Source organism: Massilia phyllosphaerae (assembly GCF_034659755.1).
GTDB classification, from domain to species: domain Bacteria; phylum Pseudomonadota; class Gammaproteobacteria; order Burkholderiales; family Burkholderiaceae_D; genus Telluria; species Telluria phyllosphaerae.
The window spans coordinates 42403-59884 of the sequence record NZ_JAXSQX010000012.1 but is presented as its reverse complement, the minus strand read 5'-3'; the positions used below and the strand labels follow the sequence as shown (position 1 = coordinate 59884).

15 protein-coding genes are annotated in these 17482 nt (G+C 70.4%); 9 read left to right on the top strand and 6 right to left on the bottom strand.

The window, feature by feature from the left end; translation table 11 throughout:
- Positions 1-31: 31 nt before the first annotated feature.
- On the bottom strand, positions 32-1111 hold the full coding sequence (locus U1H99_RS29135) for an acyl-CoA dehydrogenase family protein (protein ID WP_323144990.1): 1080 nt from the start codon (positions 1109-1111) through the stop codon (positions 32-34).
- A gap of 95 nt (positions 1112-1206) precedes the next feature.
- Positions 1207-2205, bottom strand: coding sequence for a hopanoid-associated sugar epimerase (hpnA, locus tag U1H99_RS29130; RefSeq protein WP_323144989.1), 999 nt, complete (start codon positions 2203-2205; stop codon positions 1207-1209).
- Between the two features lie 131 nt (positions 2206-2336).
- Between hpnA and ispH the strand changes: the two genes are divergently transcribed.
- The 6 genes from ispH to U1H99_RS29100 are packed head-to-tail and all read left to right on the top strand — an operon-like array spanning position 2337 to position 8966.
- Complete coding sequence (gene ispH / locus U1H99_RS29125) at positions 2337-3269, top strand: 4-hydroxy-3-methylbut-2-enyl diphosphate reductase (RefSeq protein ID WP_323144988.1); 933 nt, start codon at positions 2337-2339, stop codon at positions 3267-3269.
- Between the two features lie 26 nt (positions 3270-3295).
- Positions 3296-4447, top strand: a complete 1152-nt coding sequence (hpnH, locus tag U1H99_RS29120; RefSeq protein ID WP_323144987.1) for an adenosyl-hopene transferase HpnH — start codon at positions 3296-3298, stop codon at positions 4445-4447.
- Between the two features lie 19 nt (positions 4448-4466).
- Positions 4467-5615 carry a bacteriohopanetetrol glucosamine biosynthesis glycosyltransferase HpnI gene (gene hpnI / locus U1H99_RS29115; protein ID WP_323144986.1) on the top strand — a complete coding sequence of 383 codons (1149 nt, stop codon included), beginning with the start codon at positions 4467-4469 and terminating at the stop codon, positions 5613-5615.
- Between the two features lie 22 nt (positions 5616-5637).
- Positions 5638-7071 carry a hopanoid biosynthesis associated radical SAM protein HpnJ gene (gene hpnJ, locus U1H99_RS29110; protein ID WP_323145055.1) on the top strand — a complete coding sequence of 478 codons (1434 nt, stop codon included), beginning with the start codon at positions 5638-5640 and terminating at the stop codon, positions 7069-7071.
- Positions 7072-7089: 18 nt separating this feature from the next.
- Positions 7090-7977: a hopanoid biosynthesis-associated protein HpnK gene (hpnK, locus tag U1H99_RS29105; RefSeq protein WP_323144985.1), complete on the top strand. Its 888-nt coding sequence runs from the start codon at positions 7090-7092 to the stop codon at positions 7975-7977.
- Complete coding sequence (locus tag U1H99_RS29100) at positions 7974-8966, top strand: lysylphosphatidylglycerol synthase domain-containing protein (RefSeq protein ID WP_323144984.1); 993 nt, start codon at positions 7974-7976, stop codon at positions 8964-8966. Before hpnK ends, U1H99_RS29100 begins: the two co-directional genes overlap by 4 nt.
- Here the strand turns inward: U1H99_RS29100 and U1H99_RS29095 are convergent.
- Entirely contained in the window at positions 8959-9612 is a 654-nt protein-coding gene (locus U1H99_RS29095; protein WP_323144983.1) for a TetR/AcrR family transcriptional regulator, read from the bottom strand. The two genes, U1H99_RS29100 and U1H99_RS29095, sit on opposite strands and share 8 nt — an antisense overlap.
- A gap of 70 nt (positions 9613-9682) precedes the next feature.
- On the opposite strand from U1H99_RS29095, the gene U1H99_RS29090 reads away from it, so the two are divergent.
- Positions 9683-10414 (top strand): SDR family oxidoreductase, encoded by a 732-nt coding sequence (locus U1H99_RS29090; RefSeq protein ID WP_323144982.1) that lies wholly within the window; start codon positions 9683-9685, stop codon positions 10412-10414.
- 20 nt (positions 10415-10434) lie between these two features.
- Here U1H99_RS29090 and U1H99_RS29085 read toward each other — a convergent pair whose 3' ends face one another.
- Positions 10435-11040, bottom strand: coding sequence for an MlaC/ttg2D family ABC transporter substrate-binding protein (locus tag U1H99_RS29085; protein ID WP_323144981.1), 606 nt, complete (start codon positions 11038-11040; stop codon positions 10435-10437).
- 68 nt (positions 11041-11108) lie between these two features.
- Here U1H99_RS29085 and hpnN point away from each other — a divergent pair, with 68 nt between their 5' ends.
- Both hpnN and U1H99_RS29075 read left to right on the top strand, forming a co-directional pair.
- On the top strand, positions 11109-13700 hold the full coding sequence (gene hpnN, locus U1H99_RS29080) for a hopanoid transporter HpnN (protein WP_323144980.1): 2592 nt from the start codon (positions 11109-11111) through the stop codon (positions 13698-13700).
- Positions 13701-13737: 37 nt separating this feature from the next.
- Entirely contained in the window at positions 13738-14481 is a 744-nt protein-coding gene (locus U1H99_RS29075) for an MlaA family lipoprotein (RefSeq protein ID WP_323144979.1), read from the top strand.
- Between the two features lie 136 nt (positions 14482-14617).
- Here the strand turns inward: U1H99_RS29075 and U1H99_RS29070 are convergent, their stop codons facing one another.
- Positions 14618-15433, bottom strand: coding sequence for a phosphorylase family protein (locus tag U1H99_RS29070; RefSeq protein ID WP_323144978.1), 816 nt, complete (start codon positions 15431-15433; stop codon positions 14618-14620).
- A gap of 2 nt (positions 15434-15435) precedes the next feature.
- The gene (gene shc / locus U1H99_RS29065; RefSeq protein WP_323144977.1) at positions 15436-17481 is read right to left on the bottom strand and encodes a squalene--hopene cyclase; all 2046 of its coding nucleotides are present in this window, start codon (positions 17479-17481) and stop codon (positions 15436-15438) included.
- Position 17482 lies beyond the last annotated feature (1 nt).

The window sequence follows — 17482 nt, the reverse complement described above, 5'->3', positions numbered from 1 at the left end:
GCACGATGCAAGACGCGCCACCAACGGCCGATCAGCGCGCTGCGCTGGCGGCCTGAGCGCGCGCAAGTTCGGTTTTCAACTGCGCCAGCGTCGGCGTCACGACCGGAAGAAACGCGGCCTCGCGCCAGCGCCGGGTAAAGCCGCCATTCTCGCCGCGCAGGTAGGCCCGCCCGCCGAGCGCCTGCAGCTCGAGTTGGACGGCATCGGTCGCGATCTGCACCATGCGCATGCGCAAGCCGAGCAGCTCGGGCGGCCGTTCACGCAACCGCCCGCTGTCGACTCCGGTCGACAGTGCTTCCCACAAGTCCTGGACCTGCGCCTCGATTGCCTCGAGTTCGCCAAGGAGCACCGAGCGGCCGTCGTCGAGCGCCGCGCGCGCCGCGTGCAGGCTGGCGCGCGCCAGCCCGAGGCCCAGCCCGCACTGCATCCCCACGAACATCGGCCTTACGCTTGGTAGAAATACCTTCGCCTGAGGATGCAGCTGCCAGTCCTCGCCGAGCCGGACGCCGGCCAGGCGCAGCGCCGCGGTGCTGGTGCCGCGCAGTCCTGTCAGGTCGAGGTCGGGCTCGCGCGTCAGTCCGTCCGCTTCGGACGGCACCGCAAACACGGACGTGTCGGTCCCTTCCCGGTTACCGGCGGCCAGCGCAAGGACGAAGCCCTGGCGCTGCAGGTTGGTTGCCCAGGACACTCGGCCATGCAAGGTGAAGCCATGGGCGTCAGGCGTGAAACGGGTCTGCAGCTGGTCGAGGCCACCCATGAATTTCATGGCGTTCGAAAGCCCGGGCGCGCCGGCCAGCTCACCGGCCAGCAAGGAAGGCAACAGCCGCTGCGCCAGTGCGCGGTTCGGGCTGGCAAGCACGCATTCGATGAGCGCGCGCTGGGCCCAGAACACGAAGGCCGCGCTCATCGAGTAGCGGGCCAGGTCGGCGACGGCGCCGATCGCGGCGCTCGACGGGGCGCCGGTGCCGCCTTCGCTTGCCGGCACGCCAATCTTGAAGCGCCCGGCCAGGGCGAGACGCGGCACCAGGGCGCCAGCCAATCCGGCATCGGCGTCGAGGGCTTCGGCGCGCTCCTCCAGCCATAAGGTAAGTGATTCGTCCAACATCGTCATCGCTTTATCGTCATGCGGCCTGGGCCGGAAGCGCCTATCCTAATCGAAAGCAAGCTCCATACATCGGAGCATCCGGTCTGCAAACGCCAGGCTGCTTAATGCAGGTAACCCGCGCGTCCAAACCACTCCAGGGCGGATGCCACCCCTGTCCTGTGCGGCCCCGGCCGGTATCCCAGTGCACGCCGCGCCTTGTCCGAGGAAAAGAACATCCGGTTGCGCGCCATCGCCAGCCCATCCACGGTCAGGAAAGGCTCCTTGCCGCGCCCCCTGGCCAGCGCCTCGGCCGCGTGCGCCAGCGGCACCAGCGGCGCCACCGGCAGCCGCACCCGCGGCGCGCGGCGTCCGCTGAGTTCGGCGATCTCGTCCAGCAGCGCGCGCAGCATCAGGTTGTCGCCGCCCAGGATGTAGCGCTCGCCGACCTGCCCGCGTTCCAGCGCCAGCAAGTGTCCCTGCGCCACGTCATCGACGTCGACCAGGTTCAGCCCGGTCTCGACGTAGGCCGGCATCCGCCCGCGCGCCGCCTCGACAATGACGCGCCCGGTCGGGGTCGGCCTGACATCGCGCGCCCCGACCGGTGTCGACGGGTTGACGATCACCGCCGGCAGCCCCTGGAACGCGACCATGCGCTCGACCAGGCGTTCGGCCTCGACCTTGCTGCGCTTGTAGGCGCCGATCGCCTCGTGCACGGCCAGCGGGGCCTCTTCGTCGGATGATTCGGTCGACGGGCCGACGCGCAGGGTCGCCACGCTGCTGGTATACACCACGCGCTCGACCTCCGCCGCCAGCGCCGCCCCCATCACCGTTTCCGTACCCTCGATGTTGTTGCGGGCGATCTGGTCCGGGTCGCGCGCCCACAGCCGGTAGTCGGCGGCCACGTGCAGCAGCCAGCGCACGCCGGCCAGGGCGCGGCCGACGGCGGCGCGGTCGCGCATGTCGCCCTCGGCAATCTCGGCATCGAGCCCAGCCAGATTGCGGCGCGGACTGGTCGCGCGCACCAGCAGGCGCACAGGATAGCCGGCATGCAGCGCCGCACGCGCCACCGCGGAACCGATGAAACCGGCCCCACCCGTGATCAGCATCAGGTCTTCCCTCATGGCCGGCCTCCACCCCGCGTGGGCAACGTTGTCACTTGCGCGCATTCTAGACGCGCGGCCGGATACGTGCACTGTCGCGAACCTCTGCGCGTGTGCGTAATCAAACAGGTTTCGTCAACCCGAAGGCCGCCATGCACGTCATCCTCGCCCAGCCGCGCGGCTTTTGCGCCGGCGTCGTCCGTGCCATCGAGATCGTCGACCGTGCGCTCGAGCGCTATGGTGCGCCGGTCTATGTGCGACACGAAATTGTTCATAACAAGGCCGTGGTCGGCGGCCTGCGTGCCCGGGGCGCCGTGTTCGTCGAGGCGCTCGCCGAAGTGCCGCCGCAGGCCGTCACGATCTTCAGTGCGCACGGCGTGGCGCGCGCGGTCGAGGCCGATGCGCGGGCGCGCGACCTGCGCGTGCTGAACGCAACCTGTCCACTGGTGGCCAAGGTGCACATCCAGGGGCGCCTGTATGCTGCCGCCGGCCGCGTCGTGATCCTGATCGGCCATGCCGGCCATCCCGAGGTCGAAGGCACGATGGGGCAGATCGACGGCCGCGTGCTGCTGGTACAGGACGAGGCCGACGTCGACGCGCTCGACCTGCCCGCCGCCACTCCGGTCGCCTATATCACGCAGACCACGCTCAGCGTCGACGATACCCGGGCGGTCATCGCCGCGCTGCAGCGGCGCTTTCCGGACCTGGTCGGCCCCGACGTGCGCGACATCTGCTACGCCACCCAGAACCGCCAGCGCGCGGTGCGCGAGCTGTGCCGCCAGGTCGACGTGCTGCTGGTCGTCGGCGCCGCCAACAGCTCGAACTCGAACCGGTTGCGCGAGATTGGCAGCGAGAGCGGCATTCGGAGTCACCTGCTGGCCGACGGCAGCGAACTCGATCCGGCCTGGGTCGCCGGCGCAGCCACGGTCGGGATCACGGCCGGCGCGTCGGCGCCCGAAGCCATGGTCGAGCACGTGATCGCTGCGCTGCGTGCGCTGGGGCCGGTCGAGGTGTCGGCCATGGACGGACTCGAGGAACACGTCGAATTCAAGTTGCCGCCCGAACTGGCCGGACGCGCCGCCTGAGGGTGGACACTTACGGGAGAACTGCCATGGCGATCCCTTTCCTGCAGAAAGCGATGGTCGGCGCCTACGTGCTGCGCAAGCACCTGGCCGGCGAAAAACGCTACCCGCTGGCACTGATGCTGGAGCCGCTGTTCCGCTGCAACCTGGCCTGCGCCGGCTGCGGCAAGATCGATTATCCGGACGAGATCCTCGACCAGCGCCTGTCGCTCGACGCTTGCCTGGGCGCGGTCGACGAGTGCGGCGCGCCGGTGGTGTCGATCGCCGGCGGCGAGCCGCTGCTGCACCGGGACATGCCGGCCATCGTCGCGGGCATCGTCGCGCGCCGCAAATTCGTCTACCTGTGCACCAACGCGCTGCTGATGGAGAAGAAGCTCGACCAGTACCGCCCCAGCCGCTTCTTCGTGTGGTCGGTGCACCTGGACGGCGACGAAACCATGCACGACCGCTCGGTATGCCAGCCGGGCGTGTACCGGCGTGCGGCGGCGGCGATCCGCCGCGCCAAGGAGGCCGGGTTCAGGGTCAATATCAATTGCACGCTGTTCAACGATGCGGTGCCGGAGCGGGTCGCCGCCTTCTTCGACACGCTGCGCGGCATGGGCGTCGACGGCATCACGGTGTCGCCCGGCTACGCCTACGAGCGCGCACCCGAGCAGCAGCATTTCCTGGCGCGCGAAGCCACCCGCAAGCTGTTCCGCGACATCTTCGCGCGCGGCGAGGGCGGCCGACGCTGGGCCTTCAGCCAGTCCAGCCTGTTCCTCGACTTCTTGGCCGGCAACCAGACCTACCGCTGCACGCCCTGGGGCAACCCGGCGCGCACGGTGTTCGGCTGGCAGCGCCCCTGCTACCTGCTCGGCGAAGGCTATGCCGCCACCTTCCGCGAACTGATGGAGGACACCGACTGGGATGCCTACGGCACCGGGCGCTACGAAAAATGCGCCAATTGCATGGTCCACAGCGGCTACGAAGCCAGCGCCGTGCTCGACACCATGGCGCGGCCCTTGGCGGCTGCGCGGGTCGCCCTGCAAGGGGTACGCACGCGGGGGCCGATGGCGCCGGACATCCCGCTGGCCGGCCAGCGCCCCGCCGAGTACGTGCATGCGCGCCATGTCGCGATCAAGCTGGACGAGATCCGCGGGCGCAAGGCAGCCGCCGGGCCGGCCGGGGAGCCGGGCCGCTGAGCCTCAGTGGAGTGCACCGATGCCCGCCATACCCATCGACCCGCTCGCCGCCGCCGGCACGCTGTTGACGCTGCTGGCCACGCTGTACGCGCTGGCCGCCCTGCTGTGCCGCGGACGCTCATTCACGCCGCCGCTCCACGGCCGGCAGCTGGCGCCGGTCGCGGTGACCGTGCTCAAGCCGCTGTGCGGCCCGGAGCCGCGCCTCGAACACAATCTCGCCACGCTGTGTTTCCAGACCCACCCGCAGTACCAGCTGGTGTTCGGCGTGCACGACCCCGGCGATCCGGCCGTCGCCACCGTCCACCGCCTGATGCGGCGCTTTCCGTGGATCGACATGCAGCTAATGATCGGCCCCGGCGACGCAACGCGCCCGCGCGGCTGCAACCGCAAGGTCGGCAACCTGGCCAACATGATGGGCGTGGCGCGGCACCCGTGGCTGGTGCTGGCCGACAGCGACATCGCAGTCGGCCCCGATTACCTGGAGCGCGTGACGGCGCCGCTGCACGACCCCGGCGTCGGCATCGTCACCTGCCTGTACCACGGACGCGCGCAGGGCGGTTTCTGGACCCGCATCGGCGCCCTCTTCATCGACGCCTGGTTCGCGCCCTCGGTGCGGGTTGCCAGCAGTGGCGGCGGGACCGCGTTCGGCTTCGGAGCCACCATCGCGCTGCGCGCCGACACGCTGCAGGCAATCGGCGGCTTCGCGGCGCTGCAGGACCGCCTGGCCGACGACTACTGGCTGGGCGCCCTGAGCCGGCGCCTGGGCCTGCGCACGGTGCTGTCCGAGGTCTGGGTCTGCACCGACGTGACCGAAGACACGCTGCCGGCCCTGTGGGCGCGCGAGCGGCGCTGGATGCAGACCATCCGTTCGTTGCATCCGGTCGGCTACACCTTTTCCTTCATCACCTTTACCTTGCCCGTGCTCGCGCTCGGCCTGTGGCTGGCGCCGAACGCCTGGAACGGGGCGCTGGCGCTGGCCGGCAGCGCTGCGCGCCTGGCGCTGTACTGGCGGCGGCCGGCGCCCGGCATCCCGGCGCCCGGACATGCCGTCTATGCACCGCTGCGCGACTGCCTGCTCCTGCTGGAGTGGCTGAGCGCCTTTGCCGGCCGTACCACCCGCTGGCGCCGCCACGTGCTGCCGCTGCACGCGCCGGGCAAGCCATCATGAGGCCCACACCATGACAAGCAAGATGCTGAAGACCCTGTTCCTGCAAGCGCCCTCCTTCGACGGCTTCGACGGCGGCGCCGGCTCGCGCTACCAGGCCAAGCGCGAGATCCGCTCGTTCTGGTACCCGACCTGGCTGGCCCAGCCCGCCGCCCTGGTACCCGGCAGCCGCCTGCTCGACGCCCCGGCCGAGGGGATGACGATCGAACAGGCGCTCGACATCGCCGCCTGTTACGACCTGGTCATCATCCACACCAGCACGCCTTCCTTTCCCGGCGACGTGCGCTTCGTGGAACTGCTCAAGCAGCGCGATCCGGCGCTACTTGCCGGCATGGTCGGCGCCCGCGTCGCGGTGGATCCCGACAGTGCGCTGCAGGCCAGCCGCGCCATCGATTTCGTCGCGCGCGAGGAATTCGATTACACCTGCCTCGACGTCGCCCGGGGCCTGGCGCTGGCGGACATCGCCGGCATCAGCTTCCGCGACCGCGGCGGCTGTATCCGTCACAACCCGCCGCGCACTATCATCGAGGACATGGACGCGCTGCCCTTCGTCGCGCCGGTCTACAAGCGCGACCTGGACATCCGCAATTACTTCATCGGTTACCTGAATTATCCGTATGTCTCGCTGTACACCGGCCGCGGCTGCCGCTCGCGCTGCACCTTCTGCCTGTGGCCGCAGACCGTAGGCGGGCACCGCTACCGCACGCGCTCGGCCGCCAACGTCCTGGCAGAAGTACGCTGGATCAAGGAAAACATGCCGGAAGTGAAGGAAATCATGTTCGACGACGACACCTTCACCGACCTGCGCCCCCGCGCCGAAGAAATCGCGCGCGGCCTCGGCGCACTCGGCGTCACCTGGTCGTGCAACGCCAAGGCCAACGTGCCCTACTCGACACTGAAGATCATGAAGGAAAACGGCCTGCGCCTGCTGCTGGTCGGCTACGAGTCCGGCGACAACCAGATCCTGGTGAACATCAAGAAGGGCTTGCGCACCGACATCGCGCGCCGCTTCGCCGACGATTGCCATGCGCTCGGCATCACGGTGCACGGCACCTTCATCCTCGGCCTGCCGGGCGAAACCCATGAGACCATCGCCAAATCGATCGAATTCGCCAAGGAAATCAATCCGCACACGATCCAGGTATCGCTGGCCGCCCCCTACCCCGGCACCCGCCTGCATGCGCAGGCCGTGGAAAACGGCTGGATCGCGGACGGCAAGACCATCCACCTGGTCAACGACAGCGGCGTGCAGCTGGCGGCGCTCAGCTACCCGCACCTGTCGCGCGAGGAAATCTACCATGGCGTGGAAACCTTCTACCGCAGCTTCTACTTCCGCCCCAGTAAAATCTGGGAAATCGTCAGCGAGATGCTGCATAGCTGGGACATGACGCAGCGGCGCCTGCGCGAAGGCGTCGAGTTCTTCCGCTTCCTGCGTGCCCACGGCGCCTCGCACTCCTGACGTGGCGGAGCCGTCTCGATGCGCGGACCGGGCCTGATCATCACCGCCGACGATTTCGGCCTGCACCCGAGCGTCAACCGCGCGGTCGAACTGGCGCACCGCGACGGCGTACTGGCGGCTGCCAGCCTGATGGTCGGCGCCCCCGCCGCAGCCGACGCGGTGGCGCGGGCGCGCGCCTGCCCGCGCCTGCGCGTAGGCCTGCACCTGGTGCTGGCCGACGGGCGGCCGCTGCTGCCGCCCGCTGCGATCCCGGACCTGGTCGATGACAACGGACGCTTCGGCGCCCAGACCGGGTCGGCCATGGCGCGCGAGGGCATGCGCTTCTTCTGCCTGCCGCGCGTGCGGCGCCAGCTGGCCGACGAGATCCGCGCCCAGTTCGCCGCCTTCGCCGCCACCCGCCTCGCGCTCGACCACGTCAACGCCCACAAGCACTTTCACCTGCACCCGACCGTGCTGGGGATGATCGTCGACATCGGGCGCGGCTTCGGCCTGCGCGCGGTACGCCTGCCGCGCGAGGCCGGCTTGCCGCTGTGGCTGCGCCCATGGCTGGCGCTGCAGCGCGCCCGGCTGGCAGCCGCCGGCATCGCCCACAACGACTACCTGGTCGGCATGCGACGGTCGGGCCGCTTCGACAGCGCCGCTCTGCTGCGGGCGCTGCACGGATTGCCGCGCAGCGGCATCGGCGAGCTGTACGTCCACCCGGCGCTGGAATCCGGCGCGGTGATCTCGCCGACGATGCGCGGCTACCGCCACGCTGACGAATTCGCGGCGCTGGTGTCGCCACGGGTGGCATGGGCCTGCGACTGCCTGCGCGTGCAGGGCTTCCGCTTCGGCGGCTTCTGCGATTTGGCGGCGCGTGCGTTACCGGCTGCGCCGCTCGCGTCACGCACACCACGCAGCCAATGAAGCGCCTGGCCTGGCTGGGCACGATCGGCGGGCTGGCGCTGCTGACCGCGCTGATCGTGGCCCAGGGTTGGCCAGCGATCCTGGCCGCCTTCTTTCACGCCGGCTGGCCGCTGCTGCTGGTGCTGCCGGCGCGCCTGCTGACGCTGATGCTGGACACCCGTGCCTGGCGCCTGCTGCTCCATCCCTTCGATCCGCGGCGCGCTGCCGGTCCCCTGTTCCTACTGTGGGTCGGCACTGTGCGCGAAGCGGTTAACCGCCTGCTGCCGGTGGCCGGGGTCGGCGGCGAAGTGGTGGGGGTTCGCCTGGCGCGCCTGCGCATCCCGGACACGACCGCGCTTGCGGCCAGCGTCATCGTCGAAGTGCTGCTGACGATCATCGTGATCTACCTGTTCTGCGGCCTGGGCGTGGTGCTGATGGCGCACCTGGCCGCTGGCCTGGGCCAGGTCTGGATCGTCGGCGCCGCCCTGCTGCTGTCACTGCCACTACCGCTGCTGGCCTGGTGGCTGGTGCGCTACGGCGCTCCGTTCGCGTGGCTGGAGCGCTGGGCGCTGCGCCTGCTCGGACCTCAGAACCGGCTGGTCCTTCATCTGGACGGCATCCGCCTCGACGCTTGTATCAAGCGGCTGTTCGGGGAACACGGCCGGCTGGCGCGCGCGGGCGGGCTGATGCTGCTGTCCTACCTGCTCGGCATCTTCGAGACCTGGTACGCGCTGGCCCTGCTCGGCCATCCGGTCAGCGTGCCGGCGGCGCTGGCGATCGAAGCGCTGACCCAGGCCACGCGCCACGCCAGCTTTTTAGTGCCGGCCGGCCTTGGCGTGCAGGAAGCCGCGGTGCTGCTGTTCAGCCGCCTGGCCGGGGTCGGCGGTGAGGTCGCGCTGTCGCTGGCGCTGGTCAAGCGCATGCGCGAACTGGCGCTGGGCGTGCCGGCGCTGCTGTCGTGGCAGTGGGTCGAGGCGCGCCGGCTGCGGGCCGACGGCCCTGTCAGTTGACGGCCCGGTCTCGGGCCGCCGTTCCGGCGCTTTCCAGGTAGGCGCGGCACATCAGCTTGAGTTGCTCCAGCACAGCCTCGGCATCCACCGCAGGTAGATCGCGTTCGAATGCATTGCGCACCGTACCGAATACCGACGTCAGCAGCGTAAGCGTGACGATGCGCAGGTCGACGAACGCCGCATCGGAGGCGCTGGCCAACATTGCTGCGGCCGCGGCGTCGGCCCGGGCGCCGAAGGCTTCGATCAACGCCCGGTTATCCATCTCGACGACGGTCTGGTAGAGCACGCGCGTGACCTCGGGGCGTTCGGTCTTGGCGGTCCAGTAGGTCGTGACCAGCGCCTCGACCATGCGCCCGATCGGGGCGTCATGTTCGGCCCGGCACGCCGCTTCCACCCGTTCGGCCAAGATCTGCAGGTAGCGCTCGTTGAGGGCGTAGATCAGCGCTTGCTTGTGCGGAAAATACTGGTACATCGTGCCGACCGAGACGCCGCCCCGCTCCGCCACCCGGGTCGTGGTCAGCCGCTGCGGTCCTTCGCTCAGCAAAACCTGAATGGTCGCCTCGAAAATAGCGTCCAGTGTGGCCATCGAACGGCTCTGGCGCGGGCGTTTACGGGCGTTGAGGTGGGCAGGAGGCTGGATGGTCATATGCGAATGTTCAAACTGAAGGATCCTTCATATACTAAATCCACCAACCCAACAATGAAAGGATTCGTTCATGGCGCACAGCACACGCATTGCACTCGTCACCGGCGCGAACAAGGGCATCGGCCTGGAAATCGCGCGCCAGCTCGCGCAGGCCGGCATCATCGTCATCATCGGCGCCCGTGATCCGGGCCGCACCCGCGCCGCGGTCGACATGCTCGCTGCTGACGGACTGGTCGCCCACGCGGTCCGGATCGACCTCACCGACCACGCCAGCATCGCCACGGCCGCCGAGGCGATCCGGACGCAGCATGGGCAACTTGATATCCTGGTCAACAATGCCGGCATCGTCGATGGAGGTGACGGACCGCCGAGCACCGGGTCCGTCGAAGCGGCACGGCGGATCATGGACACGAACTTCATTGGCACCCTGGCTGTGACGCAGGCGATGCTGCCGTTGCTGCGTCTGGCGCCGGCCGCACGCATCGTCAACCTGTCCAGCGCGCTAGGTTCGCTGGCCGTGAACGGCGATCCGGCTTCGCCGTACTATTCGGCACGCCTGATCGGCTACAACGCCTCCAAGGCGGCACTGAACATGCTGACCGTACAACTTGCCGAAGAATTGCGCGGGACGGCAATCGTGGTCAATTCGGTGAGTCCCGGCTACGTACGGACCGACCTGACCGGCCACATGGGATTCATGACCCCAGCGGAAGGCGCGGCGCTGCCGGTCGCCTATGCGCTGCTGGGTACGGATGCCGTGTCCGGCTCCTTCGTCGAACCGGGCGGCAATTCGCCCTGGTAGGGCCGAGGACCGCGGCCGGGTCACGGCTGCGCATTATGCGCCGCCAGGTACTTGACCAGGCCATCTACCCCACCCTTGGCCAGCTGCGCCGCAAACTGCTGGCGGTACACCTGGATCATCCAGGCCCCCATCATGTTGATATCGTAGATCTTCCAGCTGGCGCCGCTACGGCGCAGGCGGTAGTCGATCGCCATCGTGTCCCCGCCGGTGCGCACCGTGGTCTTGACCACGGCGTCGCTCGCCCCGGCGGCCAGGCGCGGCGGCGGGCCGTAGGCAAAGTGCGTGTCCTGGCCCTGGAGCTGGGTCAGCTGCAGCGCATAGGTGCGTGCCAGCAGGGTCTGGAATTCCTTGAACAGGGCATCGCGCTGGGCCGGCGTGGCCTGGTTCCAGGCCGGGCCGACCGCGTACTGCGTGGTCAGCATGAAGTCGGTCGCCGGCAGGAAACGCTGGCGGACGATCTCGTAGGTGCGGTCGGGATCGCCGGCAGCGGCGGCTGGCTCGGCATGGACGGCATCCATTACCCCGTCGATGATCGTCTTCACCACTTGGGCAGGCGCGGCCGCCTGCTCGGCGTGAATACCGGGCACGGCGAGCAGCGCCAGGGTCAGGAGGATCGTCGACTTCATGCAAGTTCTCCGATATGCATCATGAGACCGCGTGCAGTCGCAGGCGTTCCGCACCTGTCTAACATCGCATGCTGACTGCCCTGATCGCCAGGATCATCCATGCCTCCTCCCGCCACGCCTGGGCGGTGCTCGGCGTATTCGCGCTGCTGGTCGTGCTGTCTGTTTATTATGTGGTGCGCGATTTCGCCATCACTACCGACGTCACGCAGTTGATGGATGCGAACGCCGCCTGGGCGCGGCGCGATGCCGCCGTCACCGCCGCCTTCCCGAACCGCAGCGACACCACGCTGGCGGTGATAAGCGCGCCGGCGCCGGAACTGGCCGCCGAGGCGGCCCGCTTGCTGGCGGCAAGGCTGCGGCAGCAGCCACGCCTATTCCGCGCGGTCAGCCTCGGCAGCGGCGACGATTTCTTCCGCCGCCATGGCTTGCTCTACCTGTCCACGGGGGAAGTGCGCGATCTGACCGGCCGCCTGCAGGATGCGCGCGCCCTGCTGAATGCGCTGGCGCGCGATCCCTCGCTGCGCGGCCTGGCCAACCTGCTGTCGGTGACTCTCTTGACGCCGCTCCAGACCGGCCGGATCACGCTGGCCGGCATGGCGCCGCTGCTCGATAAAAGCGCCGGCACCGTCGAGGCCGTGCTGGCCGGGCGCCCGGCCGCGCTTTCGTGGCAGGCGGTGGCCGATCCGGACTTGCCGGCGGAGCCGGCCCTGGTCGACGTGCGGCCGGTGCTCGACTTCAGCGAATTGCTGCCGGGCGCGCCGTCGAGCGACGCGATCCGCACCGCCGCCGCCGACCTGCGGCTACGCGAGCAATATGGCGCGACCGTCGCGCTGACCGGCCCGATTCCGCTGTCGGACGACGAATTCGCCTCGCTGCAGGAAGGTTCGCCGCTGACCGGCGCGATTCCGGTGGTCGTGGTGCTGGTGCTGCTGTGGCGCGCGCTGCGCTCGGGCGCGCTGGTGCTGGCGGTGTGCATCACCATGCTCGGCGGGCTGGCGCTGACGGCAGCGCTCGGGCTGATGATGGTGGGTGCGCTGAACCTGATTTCGGTGGCCTTCGCGATCCTGTTCGTCGGCCTCGGCGTCGACTTCGGCATCCAGTTCGGCATGCGCTTCCGCGAATACCGGCGTCACCGCGCCAGCGCGCGCCAGGCGCTGCTGGCGGCCGGCCGCTCGATCGCGCTGCCCTTGAGCCTGGCGGCCACCGCCACCGCCTTCGGCTTCCTCGCCTTTCTGCCGACCGCCTACCGCGGCGTGGCCGAACTGGGGCAGATTGCCGGCGTCGGCATCCTGTTCGTGGCGCTGCCGGCCTGCCTGACCGTGCTGCCGGCACTCATCCGCGTGCTGGACCCGGCGCGCAGCCGCGGCGCGCCCGGCTATCCGCGCCTGGCCCCGCTCGACCGCGCACTGCAGGCGCACCGCACACCGGTGCTGGTGGCGACGCTGGGCATCGTGGCGGCCGGCCTGCCGCTGCTGTGGCGCCTCGAGTTCGACTTCGATCCGCTGCACCTGAAGAACCCGCACAGCGAATCGATGGTGACGCTGGCCAAGCTGTCGCGCAGCATGGACATCGGCCTGGACAACGTGCAGGTGCTGAGGCCGTCGCTGGCGCAAGCGCAGGCGGTGGCGGCGCGCCTGGAGCGCCTGCCCGAGGTGGCGCACGCGCTCACCGCCGCCAGCCTGGTGCCCGACGACCAACCGGCCAAGCTGGCGGCGATCGGCGCGGCGGCGCGCAGCCTGCTGCCGGTGCTGGCGCAGTCGCCGCTGGCGCCGGCGACCGACCTGCAGCGCGTGGCGGCGCTGCGGGCGGCGGCGCAGGCGCTGCGCAATGCCGCGCTCGATCATCCCGGCGCCGGGGCTGCCTCGGCCCGGCGCCTGGCCCAGGACCTGGCCGCGCTGGCACGTGCGGATGCCGCCACCCGTACGCGTGCCGAACACGCGCTGGCGGCGCCACTGCGGCTGGCGCTGGCCACGCTGGCGCTGGCGCTGCAGGCGCAGCCGGTGACGGTCGACAGCCTGCCCGCGGACCTGCGCCGCAACTGGATCGCGCCGGACGGCCGCGTCCTGGTCGACATCAGCCCGAAACGCGTCCCCGGCCGCGAGACGCCACTGGGCGCCTTCGTGGCCGCGGTGCAGGCGGTCGCGCCGGACGCCAGCGGCGGCCCGATCTCGGTGCGCCATGCCGCCGACCTGGTGATCGATGCCTTCGTGGAGGCGGCGCTGCTGGCGGTGGCGACGATCGCGCTGCTGCTGTGGGTCGCCTTCCGCCGCGTCGGCGACGTGCTGCTGACGATGGTGCCGCTGCTGGTGTCCAGCCTGGCCACGCTGGAAGCCTGCGTGCTGCTTGGCATCCGGCTCAACTTCGCCAACATCATCGCGCTGCCGTTGCTGCTCGGGGTCGGCGTCGCCTTCAAGATCTATTACATCATGGCCTGGCGCAGCGGCCGCCAGGCGCAGCTGGCGCATCCGCTGACCCAGGCGACCGTCCTCAGCGCGGCCACCACCGGCACCGCCTTCGGCAGCCTATGGCTGTCCAACCACCCGGGCACCGCCAGCATGGGCAAGCTGCTGGTGCTGTCGCTGGTCTGCACGCTGATCGGCGCCGTGTTCTTCCAGCCGGTCCTGCTGGGCAGGCCGCGCCCGCCCCCTTCCTCCTCCTGAATCGGGAACCGCCATGCGAATGCTACCAAGAAGCACCGTGCGAACCACCGCGGCCGCCATCCTGCTGGCGCAACTGTGCGGCTGCGCCAGCGGACCGCAGCGCAATCCGGCCGATCCGCTCGAGCCGCTCAACCGCGCCACCTTCCGCTTCAACGACGTCCTCGACCGCAACATCGCGCAGCCGGTCGCGCGCGGCTATATCCGCGTGGTGCCGCGGCCGCTGCGCATCGGCGTCGAGAACGTCTTTTCGAACCTGGGCGACGTGGTCGTGATGGCCAACGACTTCCTGCAGCTGCGCTTGCGCGACGGCATGAACGACATGATGCGCATCGCCGTCAACACCAGCTTCGGCCTGCTCGGCGTGCTGGACGTCGCCACCCCGGCCGGCCTGGTCAAGCGCGACCAGGACTTCGGGCTGACGCTCGGCCACTACGGCGTGCCCAGCGGCCCCTATCTGGTGCTGCCGCTGTTCGGACCGAGCAGCTTCCGCGACGGCGTCGGCTTCGGCGTCGACCAGTACGCCGCCCCGGTCACCTACATGGACCCGGCCTGGCGCAATGCGATGTGGGGCGCGGACTTCGTGAGCACCCGGGCGCGCTACCTGAATACGACCAACCTGCTGGAGCAGGCGGCGCTGGACCGCTACCTGTTCGTGCGCGATGGCTATCTGGGGCGGCGCCAGTCGCAGATCGACGAAGGCAAGGAGCAGGCCCTGCCGGATTACGAGGGCGAGAGCAAAGGGGGAACGCAAGCGCCGCCGACTCCGGTGCCGAACAAATAAGTTTGCTCGAAGACCGTCGCCCCTGCGCAGGCAGGGGTCCAAGTTGCATGCACACAGGCGGCGCCTCGAACTTGGGCCCCTGCCTGCGCAGGGGCGACGTGCGAAGGCAGCAGGCATCCAGCAATGCACGGCGTACTCAGGGCGCCGCAAGCCGCTTGCCGAACCGCGCGCGCACCCGCGCGAGCGCACGCCGTGCACGCCAGGCGTCGCAGGCCAGCACGCACAGCGGGCCCAATTCAGCCGGCGCCGCGGCCAGGGCGCGCAACAGCAGCCACGGTGCGCTGCCGCCGTCCGGCCGCATGCCCGCCAGCGCGCACGGCGGCACGCTGCGCCAGGCCGGATCGAGCACCACCCTGCAGGCGGCAAACGGCAAGCCGTGGCGCCGGGCGATGCGAGCAGCGGCGTGCGATTCCATGTCGACGGCGCAGGCGCCGCTGGCGCGCCACAGGCCGGCCTTGTCGCGCGCGCTCGTCAAAGGCGCGTCGATCCCGGCCAGTTCGCCGTGCACGGCTTGCGGCAGGCGCCGTGCCAGGCCGCGCAGCCAGGCGGCGTCGGCGCACAGGAAACCGTCTGCCGTCTGTACACCGGTGGCGAGTATGCAGGTACCGGGTGCCAGCCCGGGATCGAGGGCACCGGCGCAGCCGAAGCTGAGGATGCCGGCCCAGGCGGGTCCGTCGCACGCCGGCCGATCTTCGGTCTCGCCAGCTGCGTGCGCGGCAAGCTGGGCGGCCGTCTGAACAGCCGCGCGTGCGAGCAAGCTTTCGTTCAGCCGCTCGGCATGCCGTAGTGCGGACCGCGTATCGCGCCGCCCGTCGAGCAGCGCATCGAGCCGTTCCGCCAGCCGCCACGGCCCAGGCCCGCACACGGCCACCACGCCGGGACCGGCGGCCAGCGCCGCCTCGAAGGCCAGTCCACAGGCCGCCAGCACCGGCAAGGGTTCGCGCGCGGTCATCGTCACATCCCGACGCCGGCGCCGGCGCCCGGCCGGGCAGCGCCGCCGCGGCCGCGGCCGCGCAGCGTGCGGTAGCGCGCCAGCGCCCACAGCGGAAAATAGCGCGCGTAGCCGTGGTAGCGCAGGTAGAACACGCGCTCGAAGCCGGTCGCCGTATGGTGCTGTTCGCGCCACAGCCCGTCGCGCCCCTGCTGCGCCAGCAGCCATCCGATGCCGCGCCGGACTGCCGGCGTGTCGGTGGCGCCGGCCGCCATCAGGCCGAGCAGCGCCCAGGCGGTCTGCGACGGCGTCGACGGCGCCGGTTCGTAGCCGCGGTAATCGAGCTTGTAGCTGCTGCCGTCCTCGCCCCAGCCGCCGTCCGCGTTCTGGATCGCGCCGAGCCAGCCGGCGGCGCGCACCACTGGGGCGGCATCGGTGCCCAGCCCGGCAGCCCCGAGTGCGCACAGGGCGCTCCAGGTGCCGTATATATAGTTGACGCCCCAGCGGCCGTACCAGCTGCCGTCCTGTTCCTGCTGGCGCAGCAGCCAGGCCAGTGCACGCGCCGCCGGCGTGCGCGGCCGGGCGCAGGCGCCGGGCTGCAGCTGGACCAGCATCGACAGGCAGCGCGCCGACACGTCGGCCGTCGGCGGGTCGAGCAGCGCGCCGTGGTCGGCGAACGGGATGTTGTTCAGGTAGCGCTGGGTGTTGTCGGCCTCGAAGGCGCCCCAGCCGCCGCCCCGGCACTGCATCCCGAGCACCCATTCGCCGGCACGCTCGACCAGCGGCCGGTAGCGCTGCTCGCCGCGCAGGCGGTCGGCGCGGTGCATCGCCATCGCCACCACGGCGGTGTCGTCGACGTCGGGGTAATGCGCGTTCTCGTACTGGAAGGCCCAGCCGCCGGGGCGCAGGCCGGGCCGGCGCAGGCCCCAGTCGCCGCGCGTGTCGAGGATCTGCAGCGGGCGCAGCCAGTCGAGCGCGCGGCCGGCGGCGTCGATGGCGGTCGGGGTGCCGGCTTCCAGCAGCGCGTGGCTCATCAGCGCGGTGTCCCAGACCGGCGACAGGCAGGGCTGGCAATAGGCTTCGTCGCCGCGGTCGACCAGCAGCCGGTCGATGGCGCGGCGGGCAGCGGCACTTTCCGGCTGGTCGGGCGCCACGCCGAGGGCGTCCAGCATCTGCACCGCGTTGACCATCGCCGGGAAGATCGCACCGAGGCCATGTTCGCCGTTCAGGCGCGCGCGCACGAAGGCGGCGGCCTGTTCGATCGCGTGCCGCCGCAGGCGCGCCGGTACGCGTGTTTCGAGCGTGCGCACCTGGGCCTCGACCGCACGGAAAAAGGCGAACCACAGGCGCGACTGGTGCGGCGCGCGCGGCGCCTGGCCAAGCGCGGCCGGATCCGCGGCGAACAGCTCGGCGATGCGCACCGTGCGGGGGTTGCGCGCCTGCGGCCTGAGCGCGCCCAACACCAGCAGCGGCGCCACCACGGTGCGGCTCCAGTACGACACCTTCGACAGGTGAAACGGGAACCAGCCCGGCAGCAGCGCGATCTCGACCGGCATTGCCGGCACCGCGTCCCAGCCGATCTCGCCGTACAGCGCCAGCAGCAGGCGCGTAAAGACGTTGCTGCGTTCGGCGCCGCCGTGGGCCAGGATCGCCGCGCGCGCCCGCGCCATGTGCGGCGCGTCGGGCGCGTCGCCGATCATCTTCAGCGCAAAATAGGCCTTGACGCTGGCGCTGGGGTCGTAGCCGCCGCCATGGAACAGCGGCCAGCCGCCGTGGCTGCCCTGCAGGCGGCGCAGGTAGCGCCCGATCTTGGCTTCGAGACCGGCATCGGCGGTCTCGCCGAGGTAGTGCACCAGCAGCACGTACTCGGCCGGGATGGTGGCGTCGGCTTCGAGTTCATACACCCAGTGGCCGTCCGGACGCTGCTCGGACAGCACCGCGTCCAGCGCGTGGGCAAGTGCGGCGTCGAGTGCGGCGTCGAGTGCGGCGTCGAGCGCGCCGCCGTGGGCGCGCGCCAGCGCATGGGCAAGCCCGCTGGTCCGTCTGGCGGCGTGGAGGCTATCGCGCATG